13 protein-coding genes and 1 pseudogene are annotated in these 15,455 nt (G+C 69.8%); 3 read left to right on the top strand and 11 right to left on the bottom strand.

The window, feature by feature from the left end; all coding sequences use genetic code 11:
• The 7 genes from FYX01_RS25820 to metH form a co-directional block, all read right to left on the bottom strand.
• On the bottom strand, window positions 1–466 hold a 466-nt coding region (locus FYX01_RS25820; protein WP_150246447.1), incomplete at its 3' end, for an ATP-binding cassette domain-containing protein.
• Window positions 467–511: 45 nt separating this feature from the next.
• The gene (locus tag FYX01_RS25815; protein WP_150246444.1) at window positions 512–1,525 is read right to left on the bottom strand and encodes an ABC transporter permease; all 1,014 of its coding nucleotides are present in this window, start codon (window positions 1,523–1,525) and stop codon (window positions 512–514) included.
• 88 nt (window positions 1,526–1,613) lie between these two features.
• Window positions 1,614–3,362 carry an ABC transporter substrate-binding protein gene (locus FYX01_RS25810; RefSeq protein ID WP_150246441.1) on the bottom strand — a complete coding sequence of 583 codons (1,749 nt, stop codon included), beginning with the start codon at window positions 3,360–3,362 and terminating at the stop codon, window positions 1,614–1,616.
• A gap of 107 nt (window positions 3,363–3,469) precedes the next feature.
• Complete coding sequence (locus FYX01_RS25805) at window positions 3,470–4,516, bottom strand: ABC transporter permease (RefSeq protein ID WP_150246438.1); 1,047 nt, start codon at window positions 4,514–4,516, stop codon at window positions 3,470–3,472.
• Window positions 4,517–5,090: 574 nt separating this feature from the next.
• Window positions 5,091–5,591 carry a cellulose synthase gene (locus tag FYX01_RS25800; protein WP_223830657.1) on the bottom strand — a complete coding sequence of 167 codons (501 nt, stop codon included), beginning with the start codon at window positions 5,589–5,591 and terminating at the stop codon, window positions 5,091–5,093.
• A gap of 149 nt (window positions 5,592–5,740) precedes the next feature.
• A complete protein-coding gene (locus FYX01_RS25795) occupies window positions 5,741–6,454 on the bottom strand; it encodes an HAD family hydrolase (protein WP_150246435.1) in 714 nt (237 codons plus the stop codon).
• A 292-nt stretch (window positions 6,455–6,746) separates the two neighbouring features.
• The gene (gene metH, locus FYX01_RS25790; protein WP_150246432.1) at window positions 6,747–10,220 is read right to left on the bottom strand and encodes a methionine synthase; all 3,474 of its coding nucleotides are present in this window, start codon (window positions 10,218–10,220) and stop codon (window positions 6,747–6,749) included.
• Window positions 10,221–10,505: 285 nt separating this feature from the next.
• On the opposite strand from metH, the gene FYX01_RS25785 reads away from it, so the two are divergent.
• Window positions 10,506–11,345, top strand: a complete 840-nt coding sequence (locus FYX01_RS25785; RefSeq protein ID WP_150246429.1) for a PAC2 family protein — start codon at window positions 10,506–10,508, stop codon at window positions 11,343–11,345.
• 100 nt (window positions 11,346–11,445) lie between these two features.
• Here FYX01_RS25785 and FYX01_RS25780 read toward each other — a convergent pair whose 3' ends face one another.
• Window positions 11,446–11,856, bottom strand: a complete 411-nt coding sequence (locus tag FYX01_RS25780) for an ABATE domain-containing protein (protein ID WP_150246450.1) — start codon at window positions 11,854–11,856, stop codon at window positions 11,446–11,448.
• Between the two features lie 293 nt (window positions 11,857–12,149).
• Here FYX01_RS25780 and FYX01_RS25775 point away from each other — a divergent pair, with 293 nt between their 5' ends.
• Window positions 12,150–12,671 (top strand): nitroreductase family deazaflavin-dependent oxidoreductase, encoded by a 522-nt coding sequence (locus tag FYX01_RS25775; protein WP_150246425.1) that lies wholly within the window; start codon window positions 12,150–12,152, stop codon window positions 12,669–12,671.
• Between the two features lie 55 nt (window positions 12,672–12,726).
• Here the strand turns inward: FYX01_RS25775 and mshC are convergent, their stop codons facing one another.
• The 3 genes from mshC to FYX01_RS25760 all read right to left on the bottom strand — a co-directional run bounded on the left by mshC (window position 12,727) and on the right by FYX01_RS25760 (window position 14,688).
• A complete protein-coding gene (mshC, locus tag FYX01_RS25770) occupies window positions 12,727–13,950 on the bottom strand; it encodes a cysteine--1-D-myo-inosityl 2-amino-2-deoxy-alpha-D-glucopyranoside ligase (protein WP_150246422.1) in 1,224 nt (407 codons plus the stop codon).
• A gap of 108 nt (window positions 13,951–14,058) precedes the next feature.
• On the bottom strand, window positions 14,059–14,247 hold the full coding sequence (locus FYX01_RS25765; protein ID WP_150246420.1) for a hypothetical protein: 189 nt from the start codon (window positions 14,245–14,247) through the stop codon (window positions 14,059–14,061).
• A 231-nt stretch (window positions 14,248–14,478) separates the two neighbouring features.
• Entirely contained in the window at window positions 14,479–14,688 is a 210-nt protein-coding gene (locus FYX01_RS25760) for a hypothetical protein (RefSeq protein WP_150246417.1), read from the bottom strand.
• 485 nt (window positions 14,689–15,173) lie between these two features.
• Between FYX01_RS25760 and FYX01_RS25755 the strand changes: the two are divergent.
• Window positions 15,174–15,455 (top strand): annotated as a pseudogene (locus FYX01_RS25755) (1,3-beta-glucanase); the annotation flags it as partial.

The raw sequence follows: 15,455 nt of genomic DNA, 5'->3' as shown, positions 1-15,455 counted from the left end.
GATAGGAGTTGACCCGCTTGCGGGGCTCGGGAATCCCCACCCGCTCCAACGACTCCACAGCACGCCCGTACGCCTCGGCCCTGCCAGCCCCGGGATGATGGACCCGGTAGGCCTCCACCAACTGGTTGCCGATCGTGTACTGCGGATGCAGCGACTGCATCGGATCCTGGAAGACCATCGCGATGTCATTGCCACGCATCCGCCGCAGCTTCTTGTCCGAAGCCGTCACCACGTTCTGGCCCACCACCTCGATGGCCCCCGTGATCCGGGCCCGACTACCCCGATGCAACCCCATCAACGCCAGCGAAGTCACGCTCTTACCCGAACCCGACTCCCCCACGATACCGAGAGCGCCCCCCTCGGGCACCTCGAAGGACAACCCGTTCACCGCGTGAACATCGCCGTCCATGGTCGGGAACACCACCCGCAGGTCGTCCACGCGGACGACGGGCTCGGTCGAGGCCATGTCACTTTCCTTCGTTAGAGCTGGTCTTTTCAACGCTGTCGCGCGCTAGCCGGCGATCCGCACACGCGGGTCGAGGACCGGGTAGAGCAGGTCGACGACCAGGTTGCAGATGACGATGAAGATGGCCCCCATCAGGGTCACGCCCAGGATGACGGGCAGGTCCTTGGACACGATCGAGTCGATCGCGTACGCGCCGACGCCGTTGAGGGAGAACACCGTCTCGGTGAGGATCGCGCCGCCGAGGACCAGACCGATGTCCAGGCCCAGGATGGTGACGATCGGCGTCAGCGTGGGGCGCAGCGCGTGCTTGAAGATCACGCGGCGCTCGCTCAGGCCCTTGGCGCGGGCGGTGCGGATGTAGTCCTCCCCCAGGACCTCCAGCATGCCCGCACGGGTCTGACGCGCGTACTGGGCCGCGTGCAGGAACGCCAGGGTCACCCAGGGCAGGAACATCACCTGGAACCAGGCGACCGGGTTCTCGGTGAAGGGAACGTACCGCGAGATGGGGAACAGCTCCCACTCGTGCACGAGGAAGGCCAGGGCCAGCAGACCCGTGAAGTAGATGGGAAGGGAGACACCGACCAGGGCGGTCCCCATGGCCAGACGGTCGAAGAAGCTGCCCTTCTTGACCGCGGACAGGACGCCGACGGCCACGCCGCCGATGACCCAGATGACGGCGGCGCCGAAGCCCAGCGACAGCGTGACCGGCAGTCGGTCGAGCAGCTGGGGCAGCACGGGGCTGTTGGTGGTGAAGGAGTAGCCCAGGCAGGGCGCGGCGCACTCGACCGTCTCCCGGCCGAAGGTGAACTCCTGGCCGAACAGCAGGCTGCGCACGAACTCCACGAACTGCACGGCGACGGGCTCGTCGAGGCCGAGGCGCTCCACGGTGGCGGCGAGCGCCTCCGGAGTGGGCGCCTTGCCCACGTACATGGCGGCCATGCCCTGCGGGGTGACGCCCGCCCATCGGGGAAGGACGTAGAAGATCCAGAAGGTCACCGCCGTGACGACGGCGAGCAGCAGCAGTCCCGCACCCAGGCGGCGGAGAATATAGTTCAGCATCGCGGTCAGCGGCGGGGTCCCACGGGGCCGTGGGACCCCGCCGCTTTCACCTGCCTTCTCGTACTAGTTCAGGCCGGTAGGTGCGGGTCTAGCCGCGGTCCACACCGAGCGCCATGAAGTCGTACATCATGTACGCGGGCTGGTAGTAGACGTTGGTGAGCTCTTCGGAGCGGTAGAACAGCACCTTGTCGAAGACGACCGGCATGATCGCGGCCTGCTCCATGACCAGGGTGTCGATCTGCTCGTAGATGCTGGCGCGCTCGGTCGGGTCCTCGGTCTCGAGGGCCTTGTCCCACAGGCCGTTGACCTCGGGGTCGTCGAGCTCGGAGGTGTTGAAGTTACCGGTCTCCATGATGGCTTCGCCGTGCGTGATCTTGGAGGCGAAGCCGTAGCCGGTCGGCCAGTCCGGGCCCCAGCCCGAAACGCTCATGCCGATGTCGTTCTCGCGGACGTAGTCCTGCGAGCCGGCGTACTGGCCGAAGAAGTCGGCCGCCGGGAAGCTCTTGATCTCGGCCTCGATGCCCACCCGGGCCAGGGACTCCTGGAGGGACTCGGCGGTCTGGACGTCCTTCTCGCTCTCGACGCGGACGGCGATGTTGGTCGCGAAGCCGTCGGCCTGGCCGCACTCCTCGAGCTTCTCCTTCGCGGCGTCCAGGTCGCCCTTGTTGTCCTCGGACGGGTACAGGTCCGACTCGGGGTTCGAACCGGGGATCGCCGGCGGAAGCAGGTTGGTGGCGATGTCGCCACCGCTCTCACCGCCCCAGGCACGCCACATGCTGTCGCGGTCGGCCGCGTACATGATCGCCTGGCGGCAGGCCACGTTCTCGATGATCGGAGTGTGGAGGTTCACGTAGCGCAGGGCGCCCGAGTACGGGTTGTCCAGGTTGCCCTGGACGGAGTCGTCGTCGATCAGGCGGGCGTTCATCGCCGGGCCCACGCCCGAGCCGCGCAGGTCGACATCGATGTCGCCGTTGACCAGGCGCTCGTCGATCTCGTCCTGGCTGACGCCGATCGCGACCTCGACACGATCCGGCAGGGCCGCGCGGATCGGGTCCGTCGCCGGGTCCCAGTGCTCGTTGCGCTCCAGGTGGAGCTTGACACCGGGCTCGTAGTCGCCGTCGAACTTGTACGGGCCCGAGGAGACGACGTGCTCCTGGTAGAGCTCACCGCGGTCGGCCTCGATCGGCACCGGGGCCGTCTGCGGCTGGGTCAGCACGTTCGGGAACTCCGAGAAGGAGTTGTTGAGGTGGAAGACCAGCGTGTGGTCGTCCGGAGTCTCGATGGAGTCGAAGCCCGCGAGCGGGTCGGAGCCCTCGTAGACGTTGTGGTCGTCCTGGTCCAGGTGCGACTTGAAGTACTGCGGGCCCTCGGTGAACACGCCACCGTTGAAGTTGGAGCGCGCGATGCCGTACTCGATGTCCTGGGCCGTGATCTCAGTGCCGTCCTCGTACTTGAGGCCCTCCTGGATCTTGACGGTCCACTCGGTGAAGTCGTCGTTCGGCTCGGGCATGCCGGCGGCCATGTCGGGGATCAGCTCGGTGGCGTGCTCGCCCGGCTCGGGGTTGAAGGCCAGCAGCGTACGCGCGTAGTACCGGGAGAAGTTCCAGTTGAACGCGTAGTAGGTGTTGCCCGGGTCGGTGGAGTCGAAGTCGGCCTCGATGGCGTACTTCAGGGTGCCGCCGGCCTTGTCGGAGGAGTTGACGACCTCGGTGGAACCAGCGTCGAAGGTGCCCGAGCCGGAGTCGCCACCGGCGTCGGTGGAACCGCCGCCGCAGGCGGACAGGAGGATGGACGCCGCCGCGCCGAGCGCGACGAATCCATATGTGCGTTTCCTCAAGGAACTGCCTCTCATACGAACCTGATGGGGATGGTGGGATCAACCTGTCGTCGGATCTTCGGCCGTGGTGGTGGAGGCCGAGCGGGGCGGCCTCCACCGGCCGTGGATCAGTCGGAGGTCTTGGGGTCGAAGGCGTCTCGCAGACCGTCACCGAACAGGTTGAACGCGAGCACGGTGACGAAGATGGCCAGGCCCGGGATGAGGATGAAGTAGGGCGCCGTCTGGTAGAAGGGCACCGCTTCGGAAAGCATCTTTCCCCAGCTCGGGGTGGGCGGGTTGATACCGACGCCGAGGAAGCTCAGGGCCGCCTCGAAGAGGATGTTCGTCGGGATCAGCAGCGTGGAGTAGACGATGATCGGCGTGACCAGGTTCGGCAGGATCTCCCTGAGGAGGATGTGCCGGTTGCTGGCGCCCAGGCTCCTGGCGGCCTCGACGAACTCGCGCTCTCGCAGGGAGAGCGTCTGCCCTCGGACGATACGGGCGACGTAGGGCCAGTTGAAGAAGCCGATGATGAAGACGATGACACCGATGCGCAACCCGTTGCCGGTGAGGCCGAAGACGCCGTCGGGGATGACACCGACGAGCGCGATCGCGAAGAGCATCAGCGGGAAGGCCAGGAAGATGTCCATGGCCCGGCTGATGACGGTGTCGACCCAGCCGCCCACATAACCGGCGATGATGCCGAGGACGGTGCCGAGGGCCACGCAGACCAGCGTGGAGAGGAAGGCGACCAGCAGGGAGATCTGCGCGCCGTAGAGGATGCGGCTGAACAGGTCGCGGCCGGTGGTGGGCTCGACGCCCAGCAGGTGCTCACCGCTGATGCCGCCCCACGGGTCCGGGCCCAGTTCCGGGTTCTCCGGGTCCAGGTAGGGGGTACGACGGGCCGGATCGATGAGGTCCTGGTGGAACTGGGTGGGCGGGTGCCCGAACCACTTGGCCAACAGGGGCGCGAAGACCGCGGCCAGGATGAGCAGGACCACGACCACGCCGGAGACCATGGCGACCCTGTCCTTGCGCAGTCGCTGCCAGGCGATCTGGCGCAGAGAACGGTTGTCAGAGTCTCCGCGGACCTTCTGGGCCTGCGCAGCGACGTCCGTGACGTCGGTCTGCTCCGCCTGCTCCGCCGAATCGGGGGCATGCGAGGGCGCGCTCATCAGGCCACCACTCTCCACTCATACGCTTCTGGCCGAGGGGAACGGAACAGAACCCACGTGTGAGGCCGCAGGGGGTGACCCGCGGATCTCAGCAGTGGGGCCGGCCGGTTCTCGACGCTGGCTGGCGTGGGCGCTGTGTCGGCGCGGCGGGTGGTGACCCGCCCTCGCAGACGCCGGTCCGTGTGGGTGCGCCGCATCACCTGAGGGATTGGACACACCGGGACCGCTGCACCCGGGCTGTTACACAGCGACCAACTTACTCGCCCGTCGAGTACATATCGTCCAATATCCGATCATGTATCTAAATCGTGACAAACAATGCCAAAAAACTTATATAACAACAAAAGATGACACGGTTCGCATTCATCGGATGACCGGGCGCGAGCTGGGACGATGCCCGATGGGGCCGAATCAACGGTACGTCCGGCTGTACACCGGTTCGGCCATCCGAGAGAGGTGCTATGGCAAGTGCTATGTGGCGGAGCGTGTCAGCACGCATCCGAAACGCGACGACGGCCCCGCGTCGGCGGGGCCGTCGTCGGTCGTCAGCGGGCCCTTCCGGGCTCCGCTTCGGCTACTCGATACCGCGCTTGCGCAGCAACTCCTCGATGTCGCCGAGGTCGGAGAGGTCGTCGTCGGTACCGGACTTCTTCGGGGGCGCGCCCACCTGTCCCCTGGCGTTCTCGGCCCCGGCGGTCGTACCGGGCTGTGCGCCCTTCGCGTCCTTGGACGCCTTGGGCGCCCTGTCCCGGGGCCGGGCGCCCGCGCCGCGGGCGCGCATGACACCCGAGACCACGTAGAGCACCACCGCCACGCCCGCCAGGACCACACCGGCCCACACCGCCGGGTTGAACAGCAGGCCGACCAGGATGCCGAAGAGACTCATGATGAACTGCCAGACGGCGTTCATCAGCCCGATCAGACCGGCGGCCAGCGGTAGCAGTGACCACGCCACCCCTCGTAGGCCGGAGGCCGCGCCCTTGGCACGCCACACGACGAAGGAGATCACCAGTCCCACGAGGGTGAGTCCGCCTCCCAGGACCAGACCGGTCATCCATGTCAGATTCTCAGGCATGGGCCCAGTCTCCCATCCGGCGCCGGAACGCACATCCGGTCGATCCCTTAGGGCCTGCCCCCCGACCCGGCGCCCGCTTCGAGGGTCCCCCCTCCACGTTATCCGCGCGTGCGGACCCGGGCGAAGGCGAGGAGGGGGAAGGGGTGCGGTCAGCGGTCGGCGACCAGCGACTCCAGCCAGTCCAGGTCCACACCCACCAGGCTGTCCCGGAACACCACGCCCTCGCGCGAGGGGATCTCCACGTGGTTGGGCACCGCGACCGTGAGGCACCCGGCCTCGGCCGCCGAGGTCACGCCGACCACCGAGTCCTCGAAGGCGACGCAGCGCGCGGGGTCCACCCCGAGGCGCCGGGCGGCCCTGAGATAGGGGTCGGGGTCGGGCTTGTTCGCGGCGACCTCGTCCCCGGCCACCGAGTCGTCGAAGTTGTCCAGGCCGATCCCGCCGATCGCCGCCTGCACCAGCGGGCGCTCGGTGGAGGTCACCAGGGCCACCGGCACCCCGGTCTCCGACAGCATGGTCACCAGCTCCTTGGCCCCCGGGCGCAGCTGGGCGCCCCCCGCGAGCTTGACACGGAACCGGGCGTACAGGCGGTCGGCGACCTCGCGCGGGGTGAGGTGGTCGGCTCCCGTCAGGTCGATGATGTAGCGGCCCACGGGCTCGGCGGCGTTGCCGACGTTGCGCGTGTGGTCCTCCTCGGTCCACACCCCGCCCAGTTCGGCGACCAGTTCGGCCTCGGACTCGCCCCACAGGTGTTCGCTCTCGATGAGGGTGCCGTCCATGTCCAGGAGTACAGCCTGGAGGTGCCTGCCCTCGGATACCGCGGCGTCGGAGGCGTCAGGGCCCAGCGTGCTCTGCTCGCTCATACGTTCGGTGGCGTGTTCCGGCCGGAGCCGGAGGGACGCCACGCTCTCCCCTCGTGTGTCATGGTTTCCACCTGCCCAGGGGTACCCCCGGTGTGCGTCGTCATCGTGCTGGACGCGGGGCGCCCTCGTCGTGAAGAGGACCTGTCGGCGTCCTTTCCACACTACGAACACTCGGGCCGTGGCGGGGGGAGAGCTGCCCCACACACGGGGGCCCGGTCCGTCCCCGTCGAGGGGGACGGACCGGGCCCGGGCGACGGGGAGCGAACCCGCTCCCGTGCGTGACCGGCTCCGCTCAGACGTTGAAGTAGGTCGCCTCCGGGTGGTGGATGACGATCGCGTCGGTGGCCTGCTCCGGTACCAGCTGGAACTCCTCCGACAGAGTCACACCCACCCGCTCGGGCTCCAGCAGGCGCATGATCTTGGCACGGTCCTCCAGGTCGGGGCAGGCCCCGTAGCCCAGGGAGAAGCGGGCGCCCCGGTAGCCGAGCTTGAAGAAGGCCTCCAGTTCGGCCGGGTCCTCGCCGGCGAAGCCCAGCTCCGCGCGCACCCGGGTGTGCCAGTACTCGGCCAGCGCCTCGGTCAGCTGCACCGACAGGCCGTGCAGCTCCAGGTAGTCGCGGTAGGCGTTCTTCTCGAACAGTTCGGCGGTGGCGCGGCTGATCGCCGATCCCACGGTCACCACCTGGAAGGACACCACGTCCAACTCCCCCGACTCCTTGGGCCGGAAGAAGTCGGACAGGCACAGGTGCCGGTCGCGGCGCTGGCGCGGGAAGGTGAAGCGCGTGCGCTCGTCCTTGCCCTCCTCGTCCAGGACGACCAGGTCGTCGCCCTCGCTGTAGCAGGGGTAGTGGCCGTGCACCACGGCGGCCTCCAGGAGGCCGTCGGTCTGGATGCGGTCCAGCCACATCCGCATGCGGGGACGGCCCTCGGTCCGCACGAGCTCCTCGTAGGTGGGACCGTTGCCGCCGCGCGAGGCCTTGAGGCCCCACTGGCCCATGAAGGTGGCGCGCTCGTCGAGGAAGGAGGCGTAGTCGGCCAGCGGGACGCCCTTGCTGATGCGGTCGCCCCAGAAGGGCGGTGTGGGCACCTTGTTGGTGGTCGACACGTCGCTGCGGGCGGGCATCTCCTCGGGCTCGGTCACCTTGAGCCTGGCCCCCGACTTCACCCTGCGCTGGCGCAGGGCGGGCAGCTCGGCGCCCTCCACGCCGCGCTTGACCGCCATGAACGCGTCCATCAGGCGCAGGCCCTCGAAGGCGTCCTTGGCGTAGCGCACGTGGCCCTCGAACATCTCGGCCAGGTCCTGCTCCACGAAGGAGCGGGTGAGCGCGGCGCCGCCCAGCAGGACCGGGAAGCGCTCGGAGAGGCCCCGGGAGTTCATCTCCGCCAGGTTCTCCTTCATGATCACCGTGGACTTGACCAGCAGGCCGGACATGCCGATGACGTCGGCGCGCTCGTTCTCGGCCGTCTCCAGGATCGTCGACACCGGCTGCTTGATACCGATGTTGACCACGTCGTAGCCGTTGTTGGACAGGATGATGTCGACGAGGTTCTTGCCGATGTCGTGGACGTCGCCCTTGACGGTGGCCAGGACGATGCGGCCCTTGCCGTCGTCGTCGCTCTTCTCCATGTGCGGTTCGAGGTAGGCGACGGCGCCCTTCATGACCTCGGCGGACTTGAGGACGAAGGGCAGCTGCATCTGGCCGGAGCCGAACAGCTCGCCGACGGTCTTCATGCCCGACAGCAGTGTGTCGTTGACGATGGCCAGGGCGGGCTTGGATTCCAGCGCCTCGTCGAGGTCGGCCTCGATCCCGGCCATCTCGCCGTCGATGATGCGGCGCTCCAGGCGCTCCCACAGGGGAAGCGCTGCCAGTTCCTCGGCGCGGGAGGCCCTCAGGGACTTGGCGTCCACGCCCTGGAACATGTCCATGAACACCGAGAGCGGGTCGTAGTCGTCCGTGCGCCGGTCGTAGACCATGTCGAGGGCGACCTGGCGCTGCTCGTCGGGGATCTGGTTGATCGGCACGATCTTGGAGGCGTGCACGATCGCCGAGTCCAGTCCCGCCTGGACCGCCTCGTGCAGGAACACCGAGTTCAGCACGATGCGGGCGGCCGGGTTGAGTCCGAAGGAGAGGTTGGACAGCCCCAGCGTGGTCTGCACGTCCGGGTGGCGCCGTTTGAGCTCGCGGATGGCCTCAAGCGTTTCGAGGCCGTCCCGGCGGGTCTCCTCCTGCCCGGTGGTGATGGGGAAGGTGAGGCAGTCGATGATGATGTCACCGGTGCGCAGTCCCCACTCGCCGGTGATCTGCTCGATGAGGCGTGTGGCGACGCTCACCTTCCACTCGGAGGTGCGGGCCTGGCCCTCCTCGTCGATGCACAGGCCCACGACCGCGGCGCCGTGCTCCTGGACCAGCTCCATGATGCGGGTGAAGCGGGAGTCGGGGCCGTCGCCGTCCTCGTAGTTGACCGAGTTGATCACCGACCGGCCGCCGAGGGACTCCAGGCCCGCCTCCAGGACGGGCGGCTCGGTGGAGTCGAGCATGACCGGCAGGGTGGAGGAGGTCGCGAAGCGCGAGGCCAGCTCGCGCATGTCGCTGATCCCGTCACGGCCCACGTAGTCGATGTTGAGGTCGAGCAGGTGCGCGCCGTCGCGGATCTGGTCCCGGGCGATCTCCACGCAGTCGTCCCAGCGGCTCTCCAGCATGGCCTCGCGGAACTTCCTGGAGCCGTTGGCGTTGGTGCGCTCGCCCACCGCCAGGTAGCTGGCGTCCTGGCGGAAGGGCACGCTCTGGTAGAGGGAGGCGGCCGCCGCCTCCACGATCGGCTTGCGGTTCCTGATCCCGCGTCCCTGGACGCGCTCGACCACCTGGCGCAGGTGCTCGGGGGTGGTGCCGCAGCAGCCGCCGACCAGGCTCAGGCCGAACTCGGAGGTGAAGGTGTCGTGGGCGTCGGCCAGCGCCTCCGGGGAGAGCGTGTAGACGGCGCCGTTGGGGCCCAGTTCGGGCAGGCCCGCGTTGGGCATGCAGGAGATGGGGATGCGCGAGTGGTGCGACAGGTAGCGCAGGTGCTCGCTCATCTCGGCGGGACCGGTGGAGCAGTTGAGACCGATGACGTCGATACCGAGCGGTTCGAGGGAGGTCAGCGCGGCGCCGATCTCCGAACCGAGCAGCATGGTGCCGTTGGTCTCGATGCTGACCTGGGCGATGACCGGGACGTCCCTGCCCGCGGCCTTGCGGGCACGGTTGGCCCCCACCACCGCGGCCTTGACCTGGAGCAGGTCCTGGCATGTCTCGATGAGGACGGCGTCGGAGCCGCCGTCGATGAGTCCGCGCGCGCACTGCTCGTAGTAGTCGCGCAGGAGCGCGTAGGGGGCGTGGCCGAGGGACGGCAGCTTGGTGCCGGGCCCCATGGAGCCGAGAACGTAGCGGGGGTGGTCGGGGGTGGAGTAGGTGTCGGCGGCTTCGCGGGCCACCCGTGCTCCGGCCCGGGCGATCTCGTGGGTGCGGTCCTCGATGCCGTACTCGGAGAGGCCTCCGAGGTTGGCGGAGAAGGTGTTCGTCTCGACGCAGTCCGAACCCACGGCAAGAAAGGCGGCATGGGTGTCGTGGACGATGTCGGGACGGGTGATGTTGAGGATGTCGTTGCAGCCCTCGTGGCCCTCGAACTGGTCGAGGTCGAGATCGTGCGCCTGGAGCATGGTGCCCATAGCTCCGTCCGCCACGACGACACGCTGGGACAGTGTTTCGCGGAAGGTGGGGCTAGCTCTCATATTTCGCAACTCTATGTCGGAGCACCGCGGCGGCCCAGCTGATGTCCCCGTGACGCGTGGCACTGGGTGGACCCACGGTGCACAGGGCGGGTCGGGGCGTCCGGGGACGGCGGCGTCCTTGTCAGTCGCTGTCTGCGAGGCTACCCGATCGCCTGTTCCAGCACGTGAGACGGATGTCCCACGGAGCGCGGGCCGACCCCCTCCCCGGGAGCGCGGGCGACGGTTTCCCGGGCGGGTCGGGACCCCGTAGGGTGGGGCACGTCCGCGTGCAGGAAGGGGCCATCGATGACCAAGCTCGCCCGAGAGCTTGTCGAGCCTGTGATGGTGGCGGCGTTCGAGGGATGGAACGACGCCGGAGAGGCGGCGAGTCTCGCCGTGGAGCACCTCTCCAGGGAGTGGGGTGCCTATGAGCTGTGCGCCCTGACGCCGGACGACTACTACGACTTCCAGGTGACACGGCCGCGCCTGTCGGTCGTGGACGGCGTGGTCGGCGAGATCGAGTGGCCCACGACCCGGGTCCAGGTGGCCAGGCCGCCCGGATCGGGGCGCGACGTGGTGCTGGTGACCGGTCCGGAGCCGAACATGCGGTGGCGTTCCTACACCGCCGACCTGCTGGCGGTCGCCAGGGAGCTGGGCGTCCGACGGGTGGTGATGTTGGGCTCGCTGCTGGCGGACGCCCCGCACACCCGGCCGATCCCGGTGACCGGGATGGCCTCGCCCGTGGACCTGGGCACCACCGTGGGACTTGAGGCGACCACCTACTCGGGTCCGACGGGGATCGTGGGCGTGGCCCACGAGACGTTCAGCTCGGTGGGCATGGAGACGGTGTCGCTGTGGGCGGCCATCCCCCACTACGTCGCCCAGCCGCCGTGCCCGAAGGCGACCCTGGCGCTGCTGGCGTGGCTGGAGGACTTCCTTGGCCTGCGCATGCCGCTGGGCGACCTGCCCGACGAGGCCGTCTCGTGGGAGTCCAACGTCAACGAGCTGACCGCCGAGGACGAGGACATCGCGGCGTACGTGCGCGGCCTGGAGGAGGCCAAGGACACCGCCGAGCTGCCGGAGGCCTCCGGGGACGCGATCGCCCGGGACTTCGAGCGCTACCTGCGTCGCCACGACGAGGGCTGAGCACCTCCCCTGCGTGAGCGGGCCCCGGCGGACGTCCGCCGGGGCCCGCACTCGTCCGCACGCCTGTTCCGTGTCCGTCCGGGTTCCGGGACCGCCGGACTCAGAGCCGCAGGTGGCGCCACTCCCCCGTGGCCAGGACCGAGGCCCAGGCGCCGGCGATGCGGGCCAGACCGCGGCGGACCTCGTCCACGACGGCGGGGGCGAGCTGTACCCCGGTGTCGGGGACGGGCTGGAGGCGGACGGTGACGCGCAGGCCGTCCAGGACCTTCTGCCCCCGGGCGATCGCCTCGTGGTCGGGCTCGGAGCCGTGCTCCAGAACGGCCCGGATACCGTCGCGCAGGGCGATGGCCTCGTCGAGGTCGGCCAGGGTGATGGGGATCGCTCCCTCGGTGGCCAGGCGGTGCTCGCGGAGGAACCGAGCGAGATCGGCCCGGTCGGTGAGGCCGCCGCCGGTGGCGACGAAGTCCGCGATGAGTTCGGCGGCTGTGCTGCGCCGCGTGGGGGTGGTCATCATGGAGGCTATCCCACCACGGTTGGGCTCCGGATACCGGTGTTTGGACGAGCTCGTGGCCACAGGTGGTCACCGTGCACGTGCACGGAGCAGTACCGGGAGCAGGCGCTCGGCGTCCCGGGGACCCAGGCGGTCGGCGAGGGTCCGGTCGGTGGTGCGGAGTACGTCCGGTCCTGTCCGCGTGTCCCGGATCGTGGCAGCGGTCCACGGGCGTGGCGCCCGATGCGGGGACGGCCGCGTGACTACACTCGTGCCGCTCCGCCGGGACCCGACCAGCAGGAAGGCCGCCTCACATGTCGTTCGCCCAACCGCCCGCCACACCCGCGCGCCGGGCGCTGTTTCGCGCCCCGATCTGGCTGTACCGGCTCGGGCTGGGCGGGCTTCTGGGTGACCGGCTCGTACTGCTCACCCACAGGGGGCGCACCACGGGTGAGGCCCGACAGGCGGTGCTGGAGGTGGTGGGCGGCAACGACGCCACCGGAACGGTGCTGGTGGCCTCCGGGTACGGCCCGCGGTCGCAGTGGTTCCGCAACATCCGGCAGGAGCCCCGGGTGCTGTTCCAGGTGGGCGACCGGCGCCGCCGGGGCACGGCCACCGTCCTCTCCCCGGAGGAGTCCGGCCGGGCGCTGGCGCACTACGCGCAGCGGCGCCCCGGAACCGCCATGGCGCTGGTGCGGGGGCTGGGCCACGAGGTGGACGGCGGCCCGGAGTCCTTCGAGCGTGTGGGGGCCGACCCCGAGAACGGCGTTCCGGTCGTCCGCCTGGCCCCGGCCGACCCGCCGCCCACGCCCTACCCCGACCTGTCCGCGCGCTGAGCCGCCCGCCCACCCCGGCGGGCACACTCCACAACCGGGAACCGCGTGCGGTCTCCTACAGCGCCACGCCCAGCAGGGTGTCGGCGGTGGCGCGCACCAGGGCGGGCGCGCCGGTGTCGGTGCCCCCCTCGGTGAGGGCGGTGTCGGCCCAGGCGTCCACCGCGGCCAGGGCCGCGGGCGAGTCCAGGTCCTCGGCCAGGGCCGCGCGCACGGCGGCGAGCACCGGAGCGGCGTCGGGGGCGGTGCCCAGGGCCAGGGCGGTGCGCCAGCGCTCGGCGCGCGCGGTGGCTCTGGGAAGTTCGGCGTCGGTCCACTCCCACGGCGCGCGGTAGTGGTGGTCGAGCATGGCCAGACGGATGACGGCCGGGTCGACGCCCTGCTCGCGCAGCCTGGACACGAACACCAGGTTGCCCAGGGACTTGGACATCTTCTCGCCGTTCAGGCCGACCATGCCCACGTGCAGGTGGTTGTGGGCGTTGGGTCCGCCCGTGGCGCAGCGGGTCTCGGCCGCGCCCATCTCGTGGTGGGGGAAGATCAGGTCGCTGCCGCCGCCGTTGAGGTCGAAGGCCGGACCCAGCCGGTCCAGGGCGATGGCGCTGCACTCGATGTGCCAGCCGGGACGGCCGCGGCCCAGGGGGCTGTCCCAGGAGGGCTCGCCGGGACGCTCGGCGCGCCACAGCAGCCAGTCCAGCGGGTCCTTCTTGTCTGCACGCCCCGGGTCGCCGCCGCGCTCACCGAACAGCTCCAGCATCCGGTCGCGGTCCAGGTGGCTGATTCCGCCGAGTTCGGTGGCCTCCGCGGCGGAGAAGTACAGGTCGCCGTCGATCTCGTAGGCGGCACCGGTGCCGCGGATGCGCGCGGCGAGGTCGCTGATGAGGTCGACGGACTCCACCACTCCGACGTAGGAGGTCGGGGGGATGATCCGCAGGGCGGCCATGTCCTCGCGGAACACGTCGATCTCGCGGTGGGCCAGATCGCGCCAGTCGACACCGGTGGCCTCCGCGCGCTCCAGCAGCGGGTCGTCGATGTCGGTGGTGTTCTGCACGTAGTTGACGTCGTGCCCGGCGTCGCGCCACACCCGGTTGGCCAGGTCGAAGGTGAGATAGGTGAAGGCGTGGCCGAGGTGGGCGGCGTCGTAGGGGGTGATGCCGCAGGCGTACATCCCCGCCCGGGAGCCCGGCGTCGTCGTCCTTATCCGGTCGGTGGCGGTGTCGTGGACACGGAGGGGGCCGCCGGTACCCGGCAGGGGGACGATGTCAGGCGCAGACCATGAACGCATACCGGGAAGCCTATCCGGACGAGCGCACGGCACACCTCCGCGGGAGGGTGGTCGCCACACGTGATGATCACCCCAGACCGGGCGGGAATAGCGCGCCGGGGACCGGGTTCAGCGGTGCGCGGCCACGCCCCCGTGTCCCCTGCCGATGAGGATCGCGCCGAGCAGCGCCGCGGCGGCGCACACGGCGGCCATGCCCTCGTTGCCCAGCCGCCAGTGCAGCAGCGTCCCGCTGACCGAGACCACGTAGAACAGCCAGTAAGCTCCGGTCTCCATCAGGTTGCCGTTACGGCCCTCCATCGTGCCCCCTGCCGTGAACGCGTGCCTGCACGCGAGCCTGGCGGCGTGCGCGCCGTCTCCCTCAGAGACGCCCCGGTCACCCTGGGGGTTGACAGGTATCCCACGCGCGCGAGCGTGACGGTGGTTACGGAGATCCCGGCGGTGGCCGCGACGGCGGTCGTGAGCGTGGGCGCCCGAACGCGTGGCGGGCACCGCCGGCCGGGCGTACCGAAGGGGCGCGCGGCACCGCGGTCAGGGTCGTGCGGCCGCCGCGACCTCCAGCAGGTCCAGTTCCTCGCTCGCCTGTGCCAGGTCGGGGTCCCCGGCCGGACCGAACTCGGCGATGTCCGCCCGGATCGCGCGGAGCCGCCACCTCGCCCGGGCCGTGTCACGGCGCCCGGTACGCGCGTACGGGGTCTGGTCGTCGAGAAGTGCCTGGTCGCGGACGGTGGTGGCGCTCATGGGCGGTCCTTCGGGGTGGATGGACGGTCAGGGGTACCCCGGTTCACGGTGAGACGCGTCCTCCGTGTCCCGGGTTCACCGTGAACACGATCCCGTCCGGCGCCTACGGCACGCTTCCGGAATCCTTTCGCCCCCTCCCAGGTCAGCGGGAATCGGTGAGGGGGCGCCGCCACGATGTTCCTGTCCTCTACCCGTTGTCCCGACCGGAATACATAGCACCGGGCCACCGCATCGGCGTGTTCGGCGCGCCGCACGGAGAGAAACGCGTGCGCGGGCCGGGCCGAATCTTCGCCCCTCTCGCCCCTTTCGCCTCTCACCCCCCTTGTGCGGAAGCCTGACTAAACGTAAAGTAACTTAACGTTTCAATCCGCTACGTGACGTGGCGACTGCTCGTAGTCGCCGCCGCCGTGTCCGGCGCACAGGCGCCGGGCCGACTCCGCCCGCCATCGCCCCGCCATCGCGGGGCCTCCCCCCCGGAGTAGTCCATGCGTACCGCGTTCCTTCCACATCCAGCCCTCACCGCAGCCGCGTCCGTCCTCACCGCCGCGGCACTCCTCCTCCCCGCCACCGCGTCGGCCGCACCCGCCCCGGAGGCCGGGGCTCCGACCGCCGGTGCCGAGACCGCCCAGGCGGCGCAGTCCGACCTGGTGTGGCAAGACGACTTCGAGGGCCCCGCCGGCAGCGCACCCAACCCCGCCAACTGGAACCACGAAACCGGCGACCACGGCTGGGGCAACAACGAACTCCAGAACTACACCGACAACCGC

Source organism: Nocardiopsis quinghaiensis, assembly GCF_008638365.1.
GTDB lineage: Bacteria > Actinomycetota > Actinomycetes > Streptosporangiales > Streptosporangiaceae > Nocardiopsis > Nocardiopsis quinghaiensis.
This window is presented reverse-complemented; position numbering and strand designations above follow the sequence as displayed.